Raw genomic sequence first — 16439 nt, 5'->3', positions numbered from 1 at the left:
GAGATTGGCACAACCATTGTGCGTTGCTGTGCGTTTCCGCGCCAGAGCCGACTGCGTAGCATGCAAAGCTTGGAATTGCGGAGTAGCGAGCGGTGTGGGATCTAGTGATGTACTTGGCATTGGGTGCGGCGTTGGGCACCGTGGGTGGGCTGTTTGGCATCGGCGGCGGGCTGATTGCTATCCCGGTACTCGGCGTGTTGTTCGGGCTGGATCAGCAAATTGCCCAGGGCACCGCTTTGGTCATGGTCGTGCCGAACGTGATGCTCGCCCTGTGGGGCTATCACCAACGTAACCGCATCGAGTTGCGTCACGCCTTACCCTTGGGTGTGACCGGCTTTTGCTTTGCCTGGCTGGGATCGATCTGGGCGGTGGGGCTGGATGCGGGCGCCATGCGCATTGGTTTTATTGCGTTCTTGGTGGCGCTGTCTGCCTACAACCTGCTGCGCATGTTCACCCGCAACGCGCCGCCCACCACGCAAATGCGTTATTCCTGGCCCTGGCTTGGCGTCTTGGGCGCGGCATCCGGCTCCATGGGCGGGCTGTTCGGGGTCGGCGGCGCGGTGGTGGCCACACCGGTACTCACCAGTGTGTTCGGCACTACTCAAGTGGTTGCCCAAGGGTTGTCGTTGGCCTTGGCGTTGCCCAGTACCGGTGTGACCCTGGTCACCTATGCCTGGCACCACGAGGTGGACTGGATGATCGGCCTACCGCTGGCGGTGGGTGGCCTGCTGAGTATCAGTTGGGGCGTGAAAGTGGCTCATGCCTTGCCGGAGCGCCTGTTGCGCGGCCTGTTCTGTGGCTTTTTGGTGGTGTGCGCGGTGATGCTTACCTTTAAAGTTTGAAGCCTTCGACGATGTAGTCCGCCAGGCACTCGGTGATCGGCGAGGTCATCTGCGGGTTACGCAGCAAGCGCAGGTTCATCGACGGCAAAGGCGGGAAGCCTTCGTCGCTGCCGAGCACTCGCAGGTCGTCGGTGACCAGGCTTTCCATGCTGACCATCGCCGCCAGGCCCGCACTCACCACCGCCAGGATCGCTGCTCCGTTAGAGCTGTGATAGGCCAGGCGATAATCTCGCCCGGCCGCGTCCAATGCCGCACGTGCCCAATGGGTGTACAGGCACTCGTCGCCGGACACCGCCAGAGGCAGGGCATCGTGCTCCTCCACACAAAAGCACGGTGATGCTGCCCATACCATGCGTTCGGTACGCAACAACTCACCCAGATCATTGCCGGGCTCGCGGCTGATCACGGTCAGCGCCAAGTCCCGCCGTTGCATCAATACGGTCGATGCTTCGCAGTGCATTTCGATTTGAATCAGTGGGTAGGCTTTGGAGAACTGTTTCAGGATCCCTGGCAGAAAGCGCATCAGATAGTCATCCGGCGTGCCGATGCGCACCAATCCCACCATATGCGGCTCGCGCAGGGTATTGAACACTTCACTGTGCAATTTCAGGATGCGCCGCGCATAACCCAGCAGCACCTGGCCTTCGGGCGTGAGCCGTACCTGCCGGCCATCGCGCTCGAACAGTTTGCGCTGCAACACGTCTTCTTCCAGACGCTTCATCTGCATGCTGACCGCCGATTGAGTGCGATTGACCGTCTCGCCGGCACGGGTGAAACCGCCCTGGTCGGCAATGGCGACGAAGGTGCGCAGCACGTCTGTGTCGATGCTGGGATAGGCGGACAATTGATCAATCTCCGAGATGTAATACATAAGAAACATTCGTTGGATTGATCATAATGCCAGGCACACACTGTCGTCATCCCCACTGGAGGGCGAGAAGATGAAAGGTCAAAAAGGTTTCATATCGACGGATAACTGGCCGTTTTCCGGGCTATTTCACACATTCGCGCGTTGGCAACTGTTGCATCAGGAGCGGCAGATGCTGGCGACCTTGAGCGATGACGCACTCAAGGACATCGGGCTCAATCGCGCCGACGTCGCGCAGGAAAGCCATCGGCATTTCTGGGAAGACCCGCTGCGAAAATAAGCCCGGATGCAGTAGGGTAGGGCGCGAGCCTCAATGGAGATCGCCATGCCCGCCGACCTGTGTATTTCACTCAAGCAAGCTCGACGCATGGCGCTGGCTGCCCAGGGGTTTTCCGGGCGCCAGGCGCCTGCACAGATAAAGGCCACGCACCTCAACCGCTTGATCGAGCGCCTGGGCGTTTTACAGATCGACTCGGTCAATGCGCTGGTGCGTTCCCACTACCTGCCCGTGTTTTCTCGCCTTGGTTCTTATTCCCCATCGATTCTTGAGCAGGCGGCCTGGAGCCTGGGGCGGCGGCGTTCTCTGTTTGAATACTGGGGGCATGAGGCGTCGCTGCTGCCCTTGGCGCTGTACCCGTTGATGGGTTGGCGTATGGAGCGCGCCCGGCAAGGGCAGGGGATCTATTCGCAGATGGCACGTTTTGGCCGTGAGCAGCAGGCGACGATTCAGCGCGTGTTGCGCACCGTCGAACAGCAGGGCGCCGTGGGGGCGGGTAGCTTGTCGACCCGCGAGGAGCGTGCCGGTCCCTGGTGGGATTGGAGTGATGAAAAGCACGCGCTGGAATGGCTGTTCGCCGCTGGCCTGGTCACGGTTGCCGGTCGTCGAGGGTTTGAGCGGCTTTATGATCTGCCCGAGCGTGTTATTCCCGCAGAGGTGCTCAGGGTCTCCATGAGTGAAGGTGAAGCGCAGCGTGGCTTGCTGTTGCACAGTGCGACTGCATTGGGTGTCGCCACCGAAAAAGACCTGCGCGATTATTTCCGCCTCGACCCCGCCGACAGCCGCAACCGCTTGGCCGAGCTGGTTGAGGATGGGCAACTGCTGGCGTGCCAGGTGCGGGGCTGGAAACAACCAGCGTATTGCCTGGCGGCGCCCAAACTGCCGCGCAACGTGCCGGCCAGTGCATTGTTGTCGCCGTTCGATTCGCTGATATGGGAGCGCAGCCGCACCGAGCGCTTGTTCGACTTTCGCTATCGCCTGGAGATCTACACTCCGCAAGAAAGACGCGTGTACGGCTATTACGTCCTGCCGTTTCTCCACAACGAACGCATTGCCGCACGCGTCGACCTGCGGGCCGAGCGTGCCCATGAGCGCCTGGCCGTGCATGCCGTGCACGAGGAAGAACCTGGGCTGGATGAGGAAGGTATGTTGGCGCTGGCCTTGAACCTACGAAAGATGGCCGACTGGCTAGGGCTGGAACAGATCCAGCTCAATTGCCAGCGGCCCAGTGCTGCCCGGTTGAGGGCTGCGATGCTGAACCGGGATGTCAGCCTTTAAGGCTCTATCGCGGGCAAGCCCGGCTCCCACATTTGAACGCGTTTTTCTGTGGGAGCCGGGCTTGCCCGCGATGGCGTCATCCCCGTCGATAAAACGTCAGCGCTTTACCTGTTTCAAGGTCTTGGCAATCAGGAACGCCAACTCCAGCGACTGATCGGCATTCATCCGTGGGTCGCAATGGGTGTGGTAGCGGTCTGACAGGCCATCTTCGGTGATCGGTCGTGCGCCGCCGATGCATTCGGTGACGTTCTGCCCGGTCATCTCGATATGGATCCCGCCGGCATAGCTGCCTTCTGCCTGGTGCACCTGGAAAAAATCCTTCACTTCGCCAAGGATCTGCGCAAAGTCGCGGGTCTTGTAGCCACTGCTGGCCTTGATGGTATTGCCGTGCATTGGGTCGCAACTCCACAGCACCTGCTTGCCCTCGCGCTGCACGGCACGGATCAGGTTGGGCAAATGGTCGCCGACCTTGCCTGCACCCATACGGGCAATGAGGTTGAGGCGGCCGGGGTCGTTATCCGGGTTGAGGATGTCGATCAGGCGGATCAGGTCCTCCGGGTTCATGCTCGGTCCGACTTTCACGCCGATCGGGTTGTTCACCCCGCGCAGGAACTCGACATGGGCGCCGTCCAATTGACGGGTACGGTCGCCGATCCACAGCATATGCGCCGAGCAGTCGTAGTAATCGTTGGTCAGGCTGTCGCGGCGCACGAAGGCTTGTTCATAGTTGAGCAGCAACGCTTCGTGGGCGGTGAAGAAGCTGGTTTCGCGCAATTGCGGCGAGCTGTCCATGCCACAGGCGCGCATGAAGGCCAGGGTTTCGTCGATGCGGTCGGCCAGTTGGCTGTACTTTTCGGCGAGGGCGGAGTTGGCGATGAAATCCAGGTTCCATTTGTGCACTTGGTGCAGGTCGGCAAAACCGCCCTGGGCAAAGGCGCGCAGCAGGTTGAGGGTGGCGGTGGACTGGTGGTAGGACTGCAACAGGCGGTCCGGGTCTGGCACGCGGCTTTTTTCGTCGAAGCCGATGCCGTTGACGATATCGCCACGGTAGGCGGGCAGGGTGATGCCGTCGATGGTTTCATCGTTGGCCGAACGTGGCTTGGCGAACTGGCCGGCCATGCGCCCGACTTTCACCACCGGGCAACCGGCGGCGAAGGTCATGACAATGGCCATCTGCAGCAGCACCTTGAAGGTGTCGCGGATCTTCGCGGCGGAAAACTCGGCGAAGCTCTCGGCGCAATCGCCACCTTGCAGCAGGAAGGCACGACCCTGGGTCACTTCGGCAAACTGACGGCGCAATTCGCGGGCTTCGCCGGCAAACACCAGGGGCGGGTAGCTCGCCAGGCTCTGCTCCACTTGCTCCAAGTGCGCGGCGTCCGGGTATCGGGGTTGCTGCTGGATCGGCAGGGCTCGCCAGCTATCGGGACTCCAGGGGTGGCTCATCATGAACTCGTTTGCAGGTGGATGTTAGGGCGTCAATGTTAGCAGCAATTAGTGCGTGACCTGTGGTTGCCGCTTGGCCGACAATCGCGCCTTTGTCGTGCGGTAAACCCTTTAGGAGTAGTGATGAGCGAGGAGCGTGTCGAGCGCCTGCTGGCCGAAGTCCATGATGAATTCGGCATGATCCGTGTGCTTGAAGTGGCTGATTACCGCTTTCTCGAATTTGGCGACGCCATCGAGCAAAGCTGTGTGTTCACTGCTGACCCGAGCTGGCTGGAGTACGACTACACCCGCGCGATGCTGATCGGCGCGTTGTGCCATGAACAGCCGGAAAGTGCGTTGTTCCTCGGCCTGGGCGCGGGCACGTTGACCCAGGCATGCCTCAAGTTCCTGGCGCTGGAGGATGTCGAAGCCATTGAGCTGCGCCCCGATGTGCCGCGCCTGGCGATTGAATATCTGGGGCTGGATGACGATCCGCGCTTGTACATCCGCATTGGTGACGCGCTGCAATTGCTCGACAGTGCTGAATCGGCCGATTTGATTTTCGTCGACCTCTACACCGATGTCGGCCCGGGCGTGGGGCATCTGGCCTGGACCTTCCTGGAAAACTGTCAGAAGAAACTCAACCCGGGCGGCTGGCTGGTGATCAACCAGTGGGCCACCGATGACGGCAAGCCGCTGGGGGCGGCGTTGCTGCGTGGGTTGTACCACCGGCATTACTGGGAGCTGCCGGTGAAGGAGGGCAATGTGATTCTATTGGTGCCTTCGGAGCTGGATCAGGTGCTGGACCTGGATGCGCTGTCAGCCCGAGCCGAAGCCTTGGCGCCGCGATTGGGGTATTCGTTGCAGCCGTTGATCAAGGCGATTCGGCCAGCAACTTAGTTGTCAGTTCGGACGCTTTCGCGGGCAAGCCCACAGTCGAATTGCACTCTGTGTTGAAATGCAATCCCCTGTGGGAGCGGGCTTGCCCGCGAAGAGGCCCTCACTGGCGACGGCTAACTCAGTTTGTTCAAATCCCCTTGAACACCCCGGGCCGCTTCTCGACCATCGCCCGAACACCCTCCTTGGCGTCCTCACTGTTGAGCAGTTTATCCACCATGGGCGGCAGCGCGGCGGCTGCGACGGCCTCACCCTCCATGCGCGCCAGGCGTGCCGACATCAACGTTGCCTGCACACCCAGCGGCGCCTGGCGGGCAATGCGGTTGGCCAATTCAATGGCACGTGGCAACAGGTCTTCACTGGCCATCACTTCCTGCACCAACCCCAGGCGCAGGGCCTCATGGGCGTCGAATTCGTCGCCGGTGAGCAGCCAACGCATCGCATTGCCCCAGCCGGCAATCTGATGAAAGCGCAATGTCGCGCCGCCAAACGGAAAGATGCCGCGTTGCACCTCCATCTGGGCGAAGCGGGTATTGCTGGCGCAGAGGTTGATATCCGCCGCCAGCATCAACTCGATACCAATGGTCAGGCAGTAACCTTGGGCGGCGACGATCACCGGCTTGCTCACGCGCGGGCCGGCAAACACCCCCCACGGGTCGCACCCTCCCAGCGGCGGTTGCCAGCCGCCGGCCATTACGCCGCTGACATTGGCCAGGTCCAGTCCTGCGGTGAAGTGATCGCCATGGGCAAACACCACGGCCACCCGTGCGTCATCGTTTCGATCAAATTCGCCATAGGCCAGGCTCAGTTCATTGAGCAAATCCAGGTCAAAGGCGTTGCGCTTGGCCACGCGGTCCAGGCCTAGCAATAGAACATGGCCCTCAAGTGCGCGGCTGACACGGCTACTGCTGGCTTGATTCATCGGTTGTGCCCTCGGGGCGCAGGTGAGGTTTCAGACCAAAGGGTCTCAATGGGTGGGTGAACCGTTTAAGCTCGATGACCAACAGGGCCGGGCCTTTGAAAAATAGACTCTGGCGCACGGATCTGCAAAGCGCGTGACCCAGTGCGGTTTATCGGCGCCTGGCGATAAAAAAAGCTCCCTTTTTCAGCTATTTCCGGTATAGTGCGCGCCGGCCTTTAACCGGGCCGCGTTTAGGTAGCGCAATTCCCCGAAGTCAGCTTCGGCTGCACGTCCGCACAGCGGACTCTTCCTTGACGAATCTTTTTCATTCATTCGTTTTCGCAAATCCCCGCCGACAAAGCAGCCAGGGCGACTCTTGAGTCTCAACACGGCATGCGCAGCTTTGGAGCATGGGTCTTTGCGGATGCACTTAGAGGCAGACCCATGACCCAGGAAACCGGCGGCTTCGCCGCTTTTAATCTTAACCCGAATATTCTTGCAGCCGTCGCAGCGACCGGCTACGAAGAACCTTCGGCGATTCAGCAGCAATCGATCCCGATCATCATGGCCGGTAAGGACATGATTGGCCAGGCGCAAACTGGTACCGGTAAAACCGCCGCGTTCGCCCTGCCTATTCTGCATTGCATCGATCCTGCCAAGCGCGAGCCGCAAGCCCTGATCCTGGCGCCAACCCGTGAGTTGGCGCTGCAAGTAGCAACCGCCTTTGAAACCTACGCCAAGCAAATGCCGGGTGTAACTGTTGTGGCCGTTTACGGCGGCGCCCCTATGGGCCCACAACTCAAGGCAATCCGTAATGGCGCACAGATCGTTGTCGCCACTCCGGGCCGTCTGTGCGACCACCTGCGTCGTGACGAAAAAGTCCTGTCGACCGTGAACCACCTGGTTCTGGACGAAGCTGACGAAATGTTGAAGCTGGGCTTCATGGATGACCTGGAAGTCATCTTCAAGGCGCTGCCAGCGACCCGTCAGACCGTACTGTTCTCGGCTACCCTGCCGCAGTCCATCCGTGCCATTGCCGAACGCCATCTGCGCGATCCGGAGCACGTGAAGATCCAGACCAAGACCCAGACCGTTACCGCGATCGAACAGGCTCACCTGTTGGTTCACGCTGACCAGAAGACCTCGGCTGTATTGAGCCTGCTGGAAGTCGAAGACTTCGACGCCCTGATCATGTTCGTGCGCACCAAGCAAGCGACCCTGGACCTGGCCAGCGCCCTGGAAGCCAAAGGCTACAAAGCCGCTGCGCTGAACGGTGACATTGCCCAGAACCAGCGTGAGCGCGTGATCGACTCCCTCAAGGATGGCCGTCTGGACATCGTTGTGGCGACCGACGTTGCTGCCCGTGGCCTCGACGTTCCACGTATCACCCACGTGTTCAACGTTGACATGCCTTACGATCCAGAGTCCTACGTTCACCGTATCGGCCGTACTGGCCGTGCCGGTCGCGAAGGTCGTGCGTTGCTGCTGGTGACTCCACGTGAGCGCCGCATGCTGCAAGTGATCGAGCGTGTTACCGGCCAGAAAGTTGCCGAAGTCCGCCTGCCGGATGCCCAGGCCGTTCTCGATGCGCGCATCAAGAAACTGACCAACAGCCTGGCGCCACTGGTGGCTGACGCTGAATCGACCCACGGCGACCTGCTGGACCGCCTGACCGCCGATATCGGTTGCACCCCGCGTGCCCTGGCTGCAGCCCTGCTGCGCAAAGCTACCAATGGTCAGGCCCTGACCTTGGCAGCCATCGAAAAAGAACGTCCACTGGTTCCGAACAGCGCGCCACGCGGTGATCGTCCAGAGCGTTCCGGTGACCGTCCAGACCGTGGTGACCGTGAGCGTCGTGCTCCAGTGCCATTGGCTGAAGGCCGTGCTCGTTGCCGTACCGCGCTGGGTGCGCGTGATGGTATCGCTGCCAAGAACCTGCTGGGCGCTATCCTCAACGAGGGTGGCCTGGCACGTGAAGCCATCGGTCGCATCCAGGTGCGTGACAGCTTCTCCCTGGTGGAGTTGCCGGAAGACGGCCTGGAAAAACTGCTGGCCAAGCTGAAAGACACTCGCGTTGCCGGTAAGCAGCTCAAGCTGCGTCGCTACCGCGAAGATTGATCCGCCCTTGGGCTGATTGATCGCACATAAAAAATCCCCGACTGGTTCGGGGATTTTTTTTCGCCTCATGTTTTAGGCTCCGACGCGATCAACTGTGAGAGCAGGCAAGCCAGCTCCCACAGGTATAACGGTTTCAGCCAAAGCGATAGATATCCATGCCCAAGGCACCCAGTGTGAAGCCTTGGTGCGCCACGCTGAAATCTGCGCCCGCACCCCGCGCAAAGTACAGCGGCAGCAAATGTTCATCGCTGGGATGGCTGCGCACGGCATGTGGCGCCTGGCGGCGATAGTCATGCAAGGCGGCGTCGTCATTGGCCGCGAGTCTGTCGACCACCCAGTCACGAAATTCCCGGGCCCACGATGAGATCGTCTCCGGCCCGGCGCGCCAATCCAGTTCGCCCAGGTTGTGGGTGATGCTGCCGGAGCCGATCAGCAGCACACCCTGTTCGCGCAGGCTCGCGAGTGCATGCCCGACTCGAGTCTGCAAAGCCGGGCCCAGGCGGCTGGGCAAGGACACTTGTACCACCGGGATGTCCGCTGCCGGGTACATCAGCGACAGCGGGACCCAGGTGCCGTGGTCGAAGGGGCGTTGCTCGTCAATACGTGCAGCCAGGCCGTCGGCGTGCAGCAGTTCGACGATCTCACTGGCCAACTGCGGGTCACCCGGCGCGGGGTATTGCACCGCAAACAGCTCGCGCGGAAAGCCACCGAAGTCGTGCCAGGTTTCGGGGGCAGCACTGCCGCTGACCAGCAGGTCCGGGCTTTCCCAATGCGCCGACACCACCACAATGGCTTTGGGCCGTGGCAGTTCGGCAGCCAGGCGCTGCAGCGCAGGACCGCTGGCACCGGGTTGCAAGGCCAGCATGGGCGAGCCGTGGGAGATAAACAGGCTGGGGAGCATGAGCAGGGTCCTGAGGGTTAAGATGGAGTCATCTTCAATCAGATCATCGATCTAAATCTAATATAAGTTTTAGCGCCTTTTGATCGAATTTTCGGAGTGATTCATGCAGCCTGAATTTTGGCAGGACCGCTGGGCGAGCAATCAGATCGGCTTCCATCAGCGCGAGGTCAATCCCTATTTGCAACGGCACTGGCCCGTGCTGGGGTTGCCCGAGGGGGCAAAGGTGCTGGTACCGTTGTGTGGCAAAAGCCTGGACTTGGTATGGCTCAAGAGCCAGGGGTACCCGGTAATGGGCGTGGAGCTGTCGGAGCAGGCGGTTGAGGCGTTCTTCAGCGAGCAGGAGCTTGTGCCGCACGTCAGTCAGCAGGGCGCCTTCAAGGTCTACCAGGCCAGCATGATCGAGCTGTGGTGTGGCGATTTCTTTAGCCTCGATGCCGGGGCGCTGGCCGGTTGCAGCGCCGTTTATGACCGCGCAGCGTTGATAGCATTGCCGCCACTGATGCGCGCGCAATACGCAGAGCATCTGAATGCCTTGCTGCCCTCAGGCTGCCAGGGTTTGCTGATTACCCTCGATTACGACCAAGGGCAGAAGGCCGGCCCACCCTTTGCTGTCACGGACGAGGAAGTGCAGGTGCTATTTGCACTGCATTGGGCGTTGGAGCGGCTGGAGGAGCGGGACATCCTGAGGGAGAGCGGAAAGTTCCTGCAGGACGGTGTTACTCGCCTTGAAGAGCGTGCTTATCGGCTGACCAGGCGCTAAAAGGGTTTTTCCTTTTGTAGGAGCGAGGGGGACGCCTAGTTCTTGCTCGCGAAAGACGTCAACGATAACGCGTGCTTGCTAAATGAACGCGGCGCCTGCGAGTTTTTCGCGAGCAAGCTCGCTCCTACAGAGAGCGGTGAAATCAGCAGGCACAAAAAAGGGGCGATCAGATCGCCCCCTTGTTGAGTCATCCGGCTATCAGCCCCGGCGACGCAGTGCGTCAATCCGCTCTTCCAGCGGCGGGTGGCTCATGAACAGGCGAGCCAGGCCCTGCTTGATGCCGCCGTTGATGCCGAAGGCGGTCAGGCTGTCGGGCATATGCACCGGCAGGCCCTGTTCGGAGCGCAAGCGTTGCAGCGCGCCGATCATTGCGCTGGTGCCCGCCAGGCGTGCGCCGGCTTCATCTGCGCGGAACTCGCGTTTGCGAGAGAACCACATCACGATGGCGCTGGCCAGGAAACCCAGGACCAGCTCGGCGAAAATGGTCGCCACGAAGTAGGCAATACCACGGCCTTCTTCGTTCTTGAAGATGACCTTGTCGACGAAGTTGCCGATGATCCGCGCAAAGAACATCACGAAGGTGTTCACCACGCCCTGTACCAGCGCCAGGGTGACCATGTCACCGTTGGCCACGTGCCCGATCTCGTGGGCCAGCACCGCCTTGACTTCGTCGGGCGAAAACCGCTCCAGCAGGCCCTGGCTCACGGCCACCAGCGCGTCGTTCTTGTTCCAGCCGGTCGCAAAGGCGTTGGCCTCATAAGCCGGGAAAATCCCGACTTCGGGCATTTTGATGCCTGCTTCTTGAGACAACTGCTCCACGGTTTGCATCAGCCATTGTTCATGGCGAGTGCGTGGTTGCGTGATGATCTGGGTGCTGGTGCTCATCTTTGCCATCCACTTGGAGATGAACAGCGAGAACAGCGAACCGGCAAAACCAAAGACTGCACAGAAAATCAGCAGCTGATTGAGGTTCAGATCAACCCCATTGGCCGCCATGAACCCGTTGAAGCCAAAAAGGCTCAGGGTGACGCTGGCAATCAGTACGACTGCCAGGTTAGTGGCCAAGAACAGCAGGATGCGCATCATGGTTGTAGAATTCTCCTCATGCTTAATATGTCGCTCACTGCGGGGTATATAAGGTGCGGCATGGGGTGATTCAACCGGGGGACTATTTCAAACTGTGTCCTACACCGTTGGCGTAGGGCCTTGAAGGGATTTTCCGACCTGTATTGTCAGCCTTGCTCGACCCGATGCTACCCTGTCGCCCCGTGATTATAGGGGGCACGTCATAGGCAGGGGCCAAATGAAGTACAACCGCAAGTAAGTGACACAGAAGTGTTGCTAGATAATCGCTGTACGACCCTTTGTGAGTCGTACAGCGTCAATTGCCTTACTGGCGATAGGACTTCAGGAAGTTACCGATGCGACCAATCGCCATCTCCAGGTCATCCACACGTGGCAATGTCACCACGCGGAAGTGATCCGGCCATGGCCAGTTGAAGGCGGTACCTTGCACGACCAGCAGTTTTTCTGACAGCAGCAGGTCGAGCACGAACTTCTCGTCGTTGAGGATCGGGCAGACTTTCGGGTCGATCCGCGGGAACGCGTAAAGCGCGCCCATGGGCTTCACACAGCTCACGCCGGGGATGGCGTTGAGCAGCTCCCAAGTGCGGTTACGTTGCTCCAGCAGGCGACCTTGGGGCAGGATCAGGTCGTTGATGCTCTGGTAGCCGCCGAGGGCGGTCTGGATCGCGTGCTGGCTCGGTACGTTGGCGCACAGGCGCATGTTGGCCAGCATGTCGATGCCTTCGATGTAGCTTTGCGCATTGTGCTTGGGGCCGGAGATGGCGATCCAGCCGGAGCGGAAACCCGCCACGCGGTAGGACTTGGACAGGCCATTGAAGGTCAGGCACAGCAGGTCCGGGGCCAGGGAGGCGGTGCAGATATGCACGGCGTCATCGTAGAGGATCTTGTCGTAGATCTCGTCGGAGAACACCACCAGGTTGTGCTGACGCGCCAGTTCCAGCATGCCCAGCAATACTTCCCTGGAGTACACGGCGCCAGTGGGGTTGTTCGGGTTGATGATCACCAGGGCCTTGGTGTTGGGCGTGATCTTGGCCTTGATGTCGGCCAGGTCCGGGAACCAGTCGGCGCCCTCATCACACAGGTAATGCACCGGGTGGCCGCCCGCCAAGGTCACGGCGGCGGTCCACAGCGGGTAATCCGGGGCTGGCACCAGGACTTCATCGCCATTGTTGAGCAACGCCTGCATGGACATCACGATCAGCTCGGACACGCCGTTGCCCAGGTAGATGTCCTCGATGCCGACGCCTTCGACCTGCTTCTGCTGGTAGTACTGCATCACCGCCTTGCACGCGCTGAACAGGCCCTTGGAGTCGCTGTAACCCTGGGCGGTCGGCAGGTTGCGGATCACATCCTGAAGGATTTCGTCCGGCGCTTCGAACCCAAACGGCGCCGGGTTGCCAATGTTCAGCTTGAGGATGCGATGGCCTTCCTCTTCCAGGCGTTTGGCGTGCTTGAGCACCGGGCCGCGAATGTCATAGCAGACGTTGGCGAGCTTGTTCGATTTGCTGACCTGCATGGCGATGTGATCCTGAAAATGAACGATCCCGACGGCGTAGGCACTACCGTAGGGTGAAGCCTGCACGGCCCGCACCCATAAATACGTTTGAATGCCGATGGCGCGGGTGCCAGACTGGCGTTTTGAAGAGGCGCAATCATACGTGCCGCCTGATCCATGGAAAAGACACAGATCAGGGTTTTTCAGTTGCCGAGGTGTACCGATGGATAAGTTGCAGAAAACTGTAGATGAATGGAAGGCGATGCTCGATCCGGAGCAGTACAACGTGTGCCGTCTCAAGGGTACCGAGCGACCGTTCAGCGGCAAGTACAACGCCACCAAGACCGACGGCGTCTACCACTGCATCTGCTGCAACGAGCCGCTGTTCGATTCCAAGGCGAAGTTTGATTCCGGCTGTGGCTGGCCCAGCTTCTATGAGCCGATCGCCGACAGCGCGATGGTCGAGATCCGCGATGTCAGCCACGGCATGATTCGCACCGAAGTCACCTGCGCCAAGTGTGATGCACACTTGGGGCATGTGTTCCCGGACGGCCCACCGCCGACGGGCCTGCGCTACTGCATCAATTCGGTATGCCTGGAGCTGGTGCCGCGCTAGGCTTGCATGGTCCCTGTAGGGGCGAGCAAGCTCGCTCCTACAAATAAGGCTCTTCTTTCCCTGACTTGAGGCATTGCCATGAGCGACTCCCTGCTGAGCATCCCTTGCACCACCATCAAGGGTGAGCAAAAGACCTTGGCCGACTTTGCCGGCAAGGCCATTCTGGTGGTCAACACCGCGAGCAAATGCGGCTTCACACCGCAGTACAAGGGCCTCGAGCAACTTTGGCAGCAATACAAGGACCAGGGCCTGGTGGTGCTCGGCTTTCCCTGCAACCAGTTCGGCAAGCAGGAACCCGGCAATGAAGGCGCGATATCCGAGTTCTGCGAGCTGAACTTCGGCGTCAGTTTTCCGCTGTTCAAGAAAATCGACGTCAATGGCAGCGATGCCCACCCGTTGTTTGTGCAGTTGAAAAAACAGGCCCCGGGGCTGCTGGGTTCCAAGAACATCAAGTGGAACTTCACCAAGTTTCTCATTGGCCGTGATGGCAAGCAGGTCAAGCGTTTTGCGCCAACCACCAAGCCCCAGGACTTGACCCAGGAGATCGAAGCCCTGCTCAAATGACCGCAATATTGCGGGTACCCATCAGAGGCTGGTTGTCTTCGGTACCCACAGTTCCAGTAAGGCGTTGAGTTCTTCACGGCGAAACGGCTTGGCCAGGTAATCGTTCATTCCAGCGGCCCGGCAACGCTCGCGTTCTTCGGCCATCGCGTTGGCGGTCAAGGCAACAATGGGCAAGTCCGGCCAACGCCCGCTCCGGCGAATTTGTCGGCTGGCCTCATAGCCATCCATCACAGGCATGTTGCAGTCCATCAACACCAAGTCGAAGCGCTGGTCCTCCAGAAGCTTGAGGGCTTCGCCGCCATGGGCCGCGACGATCACCTCACACCCGAGCTTGCTGAGCATGCCCTTGGCCACCAGTTGATTGACCGCGTTGTCCTCCACCAGCAGGATGCGCGCGCGGTGCGCAAGCGGTGCGGTTTCTATCTGGACCGGGTCGAGCACCAGTTGCGCGCCGCTGCGCAGGTTGCGTTGCAGGATCTGGTACAGCGCGTTGCGGCTCAATGGGCGCGCTTGTTGCTGCAGCGGCGCCAGGGCCGTGACTTCTTCGCTGGGCAAAAAGTTACCATAGGCGGTAACCAGCAGAATCGGCGCGCTGATGCCCGGGCGCAAGCGGAACAAGCATTCAGGGCAGTCGGTGATCAACAGGTCGGGCGCCAGCCCGCTCAAATCATCGTCCTGGGAATAGCAGCGCGGTGTCAGCCCCCAAGAGGGCAATAGCGTGGTGAGCAGCTCCGTCAGCCCGCCGCCGGCGTTGGTGATGGCGATCACCTCGCCCGTGAGCGGTGCATAGCGCATGGCAGGCAAATGCGCGGGCAGTGGGAGGTCGGCGCAGAACTGGCTGCCAAAGCCCACCTCCGAGCTGATACTCAAGCGGCCTTGCATGGCTTCGCACAGGTTATGAGTCAACGCCAGGCCCAATCCCGTCCCGCCAAACTGGCGGGTAATGCCAGCGCCGGCCTGGGTGAACGGCTGGAAGATTTTCACCTGGGCTTCCTGGGCGATGCCAATGCCGGTATCGCACACTTCAATGCTGACCCGGCCTTCTAGGGCGCGCAGACGCACATCGACGCGGCCAAAGCGGGTGAACTTCAAGGCGTTGGAGAGCAAGTTGCTGACGATCTGCCGCACACGGGTAGGGTCGCCGACCACCTGGGCGGGAAATTGCGGGTCGATCAGGCAGGTCAGCTCCACGCTCGGAGCGGCATTTTGCGAGAGCAGGTTGGCGGTATCTTCCACCAATGAGCCCAGGTCGAACGGGATATGCTCCAGTTCCAGCTGGCCGGCGTCGAACTTGGACAGGTCAAGAATATCGTTGAGCAACTCCACCAGCACTTTGCCTGAGTCATGGGCAATGGACAGTTGCTGGCGCTGTTCGGCGGTCAGCGGGCTATCCAGTGAGAGGGCAATCATGCCCAGCAACCCATTGAGCGGCGTACGAATTTCATGGCTCATATTGGCCAGGAATGCTGCCCGTGCCTGAGCCATGCCCAGCGCAGTCATTTTCGCCGCCTCCAGCTCATCGTTGGACTGGCTCAAGCGTTGGTTGCTGGCCTTGAGTTCGAGGGTGCGCGCAGAAACGATATTTTCCAGTTGCCCCAAATACTCCGTGAGGCGATCTTCGGCATGGCGCCGTTGCTGGATCTCGGTTTCCATGTTTTCGAATTGTTGGTTGGCGACGCTGACCAGCACGCCGATTTCATCGTGTTCATGCCCCGGTGGGCAATCCAGGCGCGCCTGTTTGCGTGTGCTCAGCTCGCGGATAATGCGCACCAGCGGTTGGGTGAGCATTACGTAGAACAGGCCGAGCAAAATCCCGGTGAGCAGCAGGCTGCGGGCGAAGCCGTTGAGCAGAGTGATCTCGGCGCGATGCAGGAAACGGCTGCCAAAGGCATAAGTATCGACGTCCAGGCGTAGCACACCAAGGGAGTCGTTGGGCATATGGCTGAGAAACAGTCGGTCTTCGAATTGGCGATTGGCACCAAACAGAAAATCGCTGACCGGCCGATAGTTGCTTTCCTTGCGCGGACGGTTGACGTCGGCCAGCACCACGCCATTGTTGTCGATCAACTGCGCGCGGATGATGGCGGGGGAGTGCAGCAGGCCCAAGGTCAGTTCCTGGGCGAGTTCGGCATCGATGTTGTAGGCGATTCTTGACGCCGGGTTATGGCTGATTTCAATCAGTGAGCGTATTTCACGGTTGATGGATGCGTCTTCACTGGCATAATCAATGCCGATTTGGATCAGACTGAGCAGGGTTCCCAAGACGAAACCGACCAGCACAGTCAATCTGGCTTGTTTATAAGACAAGCGGTGGGCGAACTTGATATCCATCGAGTGTTGAACCACTTAGCGTTTCCCTTCGCCCGGCAAGCATAGCTGAACATCCACAAGCTTTGGCTCGCCCGGCATGAATC

The 16439-nt window shown here is 60.1% G+C and carries 15 protein-coding genes; 8 read left to right on the top strand and 7 right to left on the bottom strand.

Annotation, left to right across the window (positions count from 1 at the left end; genetic code table 11):
• Positions 1 to 92 precede the first annotated feature (92 nt).
• Positions 93 to 842: a sulfite exporter TauE/SafE family protein gene (locus HBO10_RS00930; RefSeq protein ID WP_169921880.1), complete on the top strand. Its 750-nt coding sequence runs from the start codon at positions 93 to 95 to the stop codon at positions 840 to 842.
• Here HBO10_RS00930 and HBO10_RS00925 read toward each other — a convergent pair.
• Positions 832 to 1713, bottom strand: coding sequence for a LysR family transcriptional regulator (locus HBO10_RS00925; RefSeq protein WP_034127145.1), 882 nt, complete (start codon positions 1711 to 1713; stop codon positions 832 to 834). The genes HBO10_RS00930 and HBO10_RS00925 overlap by 11 nt on opposite strands.
• A 70-nt stretch (positions 1714 to 1783) precedes the next feature.
• On the opposite strand from HBO10_RS00925, the gene HBO10_RS00920 reads away from it, so the two are divergent.
• Positions 1784 to 1990: a DUF1127 domain-containing protein gene (locus HBO10_RS00920; protein WP_034127146.1), complete on the top strand. Its 207-nt coding sequence runs from the start codon at positions 1784 to 1786 to the stop codon at positions 1988 to 1990.
• A 45-nt stretch (positions 1991 to 2035) separates the two neighbouring features.
• Complete coding sequence (locus tag HBO10_RS00915; protein WP_034127147.1) at positions 2036 to 3265, top strand: winged helix-turn-helix domain-containing protein; 1230 nt, start codon at positions 2036 to 2038, stop codon at positions 3263 to 3265.
• Between the two features lie 96 nt (positions 3266 to 3361).
• Here HBO10_RS00915 and HBO10_RS00910 read toward each other — a convergent pair whose 3' ends face one another.
• Positions 3362 to 4708 (bottom strand): 3-deoxy-7-phosphoheptulonate synthase class II, encoded by a 1347-nt coding sequence (locus tag HBO10_RS00910; protein WP_034127148.1) that lies wholly within the window; start codon positions 4706 to 4708, stop codon positions 3362 to 3364.
• A gap of 123 nt (positions 4709 to 4831) precedes the next feature.
• On the opposite strand from HBO10_RS00910, the gene HBO10_RS00905 reads away from it, so the two are divergent.
• Positions 4832 to 5587 carry a spermidine synthase gene (locus HBO10_RS00905; RefSeq protein WP_034127149.1) on the top strand — a complete coding sequence of 252 codons (756 nt, stop codon included), beginning with the start codon at positions 4832 to 4834 and terminating at the stop codon, positions 5585 to 5587.
• Positions 5588 to 5714: 127 nt separating this feature from the next.
• Here the strand turns inward: HBO10_RS00905 and HBO10_RS00900 are convergent, their stop codons facing one another.
• Positions 5715 to 6506: a crotonase/enoyl-CoA hydratase family protein gene (locus tag HBO10_RS00900; RefSeq protein WP_034127150.1), complete on the bottom strand. Its 792-nt coding sequence runs from the start codon at positions 6504 to 6506 to the stop codon at positions 5715 to 5717.
• A 423-nt stretch (positions 6507 to 6929) separates the two neighbouring features.
• Here HBO10_RS00900 and HBO10_RS00895 point away from each other — a divergent pair, with 423 nt between their 5' ends.
• Positions 6930 to 8603, top strand: coding sequence for a DEAD/DEAH box helicase (locus HBO10_RS00895; protein ID WP_014717677.1), 1674 nt, complete (start codon positions 6930 to 6932; stop codon positions 8601 to 8603).
• A gap of 133 nt (positions 8604 to 8736) precedes the next feature.
• Here the strand turns inward: HBO10_RS00895 and HBO10_RS00890 are convergent, their stop codons facing one another.
• Positions 8737 to 9504 (bottom strand): class III extradiol ring-cleavage dioxygenase, encoded by a 768-nt coding sequence (locus tag HBO10_RS00890; RefSeq protein ID WP_034127151.1) that lies wholly within the window; start codon positions 9502 to 9504, stop codon positions 8737 to 8739.
• Positions 9505 to 9607: 103 nt separating this feature from the next.
• Between HBO10_RS00890 and HBO10_RS00885 the strand changes: the two genes are divergently transcribed.
• Positions 9608 to 10264: a thiopurine S-methyltransferase gene (locus HBO10_RS00885; RefSeq protein ID WP_034127152.1), complete on the top strand. Its 657-nt coding sequence runs from the start codon at positions 9608 to 9610 to the stop codon at positions 10262 to 10264.
• Positions 10265 to 10462: 198 nt separating this feature from the next.
• On the opposite strand, the gene htpX is transcribed toward HBO10_RS00885, so the two are convergent.
• Positions 10463 to 11350, bottom strand: a complete 888-nt coding sequence (htpX, locus tag HBO10_RS00880) for a protease HtpX (protein ID WP_003189904.1) — start codon at positions 11348 to 11350, stop codon at positions 10463 to 10465.
• 304 nt (positions 11351 to 11654) lie between these two features.
• Positions 11655 to 12866 (bottom strand): pyridoxal phosphate-dependent aminotransferase, encoded by a 1212-nt coding sequence (locus HBO10_RS00875; protein ID WP_034127153.1) that lies wholly within the window; start codon positions 12864 to 12866, stop codon positions 11655 to 11657.
• Positions 12867 to 13068: 202 nt separating this feature from the next.
• Between HBO10_RS00875 and msrB the strand changes: the two genes are divergently transcribed.
• Together msrB and HBO10_RS00865 are read left to right on the top strand one after the other, a co-directional pair.
• Complete coding sequence (gene msrB, locus HBO10_RS00870; protein ID WP_034127154.1) at positions 13069 to 13461, top strand: peptide-methionine (R)-S-oxide reductase MsrB; 393 nt, start codon at positions 13069 to 13071, stop codon at positions 13459 to 13461.
• Between the two features lie 78 nt (positions 13462 to 13539).
• A complete protein-coding gene (locus HBO10_RS00865; protein ID WP_034127155.1) occupies positions 13540 to 14025 on the top strand; it encodes a glutathione peroxidase in 486 nt (161 codons plus the stop codon).
• Between the two features lie 21 nt (positions 14026 to 14046).
• Here the strand turns inward: HBO10_RS00865 and HBO10_RS00860 are convergent, their stop codons facing one another.
• Positions 14047 to 16356, bottom strand: a complete 2310-nt coding sequence (locus HBO10_RS00860) for a response regulator (RefSeq protein WP_034127156.1) — start codon at positions 16354 to 16356, stop codon at positions 14047 to 14049.
• Between the last annotated feature and the right edge of the window lie 83 nt (positions 16357 to 16439).

It is taken from the genome of Pseudomonas sp. WS 5503, assembly GCF_012985385.1.
GTDB classification, from domain to species: domain Bacteria; phylum Pseudomonadota; class Gammaproteobacteria; order Pseudomonadales; family Pseudomonadaceae; genus Aquipseudomonas; species Aquipseudomonas paracarnis.
This window is presented reverse-complemented; position numbering and strand designations above follow the sequence as displayed.

Excerpts from the sequence above, each read along its gene's own strand:
- HBO10_RS00860 (WP_034127156.1), bottom strand. The coding sequence starts at position 16,356 with ATGGATATCAAGTTCGCCCACCGCTTGTCTTATAAACAAGCCAGATTG.
- HBO10_RS00905 (WP_034127149.1), top strand. The coding sequence starts at position 4,832 with ATGAGCGAGGAGCGTGTCGAGCGCCTGCTGGCCGAAGTCCATGATGAA.
- HBO10_RS00915 (WP_034127147.1), top strand. The coding sequence starts at position 2,036 with ATGCCCGCCGACCTGTGTATTTCACTCAAGCAAGCTCGACGCATGGCG.
- msrB (WP_034127154.1), top strand. The coding sequence starts at position 13,069 with ATGGATAAGTTGCAGAAAACTGTAGATGAATGGAAGGCGATGCTCGAT.
- HBO10_RS00865 (WP_034127155.1), top strand. The coding sequence starts at position 13,540 with ATGAGCGACTCCCTGCTGAGCATCCCTTGCACCACCATCAAGGGTGAG.
- HBO10_RS00890 (WP_034127151.1), bottom strand. The coding sequence starts at position 9,504 with ATGCTCCCCAGCCTGTTTATCTCCCACGGCTCGCCCATGCTGGCCTTG.
- HBO10_RS00900 (WP_034127150.1), bottom strand. The coding sequence starts at position 6,506 with ATGAATCAAGCCAGCAGTAGCCGTGTCAGCCGCGCACTTGAGGGCCAT.
- HBO10_RS00875 (WP_034127153.1), bottom strand. The coding sequence starts at position 12,866 with ATGCAGGTCAGCAAATCGAACAAGCTCGCCAACGTCTGCTATGACATT.
- htpX (WP_003189904.1), bottom strand. The coding sequence starts at position 11,350 with ATGATGCGCATCCTGCTGTTCTTGGCCACTAACCTGGCAGTCGTACTG.
- HBO10_RS00925 (WP_034127145.1), bottom strand. The coding sequence starts at position 1,713 with ATGTATTACATCTCGGAGATTGATCAATTGTCCGCCTATCCCAGCATC.
- HBO10_RS00895 (WP_014717677.1), top strand. The coding sequence starts at position 6,930 with ATGACCCAGGAAACCGGCGGCTTCGCCGCTTTTAATCTTAACCCGAAT.
- HBO10_RS00910 (WP_034127148.1), bottom strand. The coding sequence starts at position 4,708 with ATGAGCCACCCCTGGAGTCCCGATAGCTGGCGAGCCCTGCCGATCCAG.
- HBO10_RS00920 (WP_034127146.1), top strand. The coding sequence starts at position 1,784 with ATGAAAGGTCAAAAAGGTTTCATATCGACGGATAACTGGCCGTTTTCC.
- HBO10_RS00885 (WP_034127152.1), top strand. The coding sequence starts at position 9,608 with ATGCAGCCTGAATTTTGGCAGGACCGCTGGGCGAGCAATCAGATCGGC.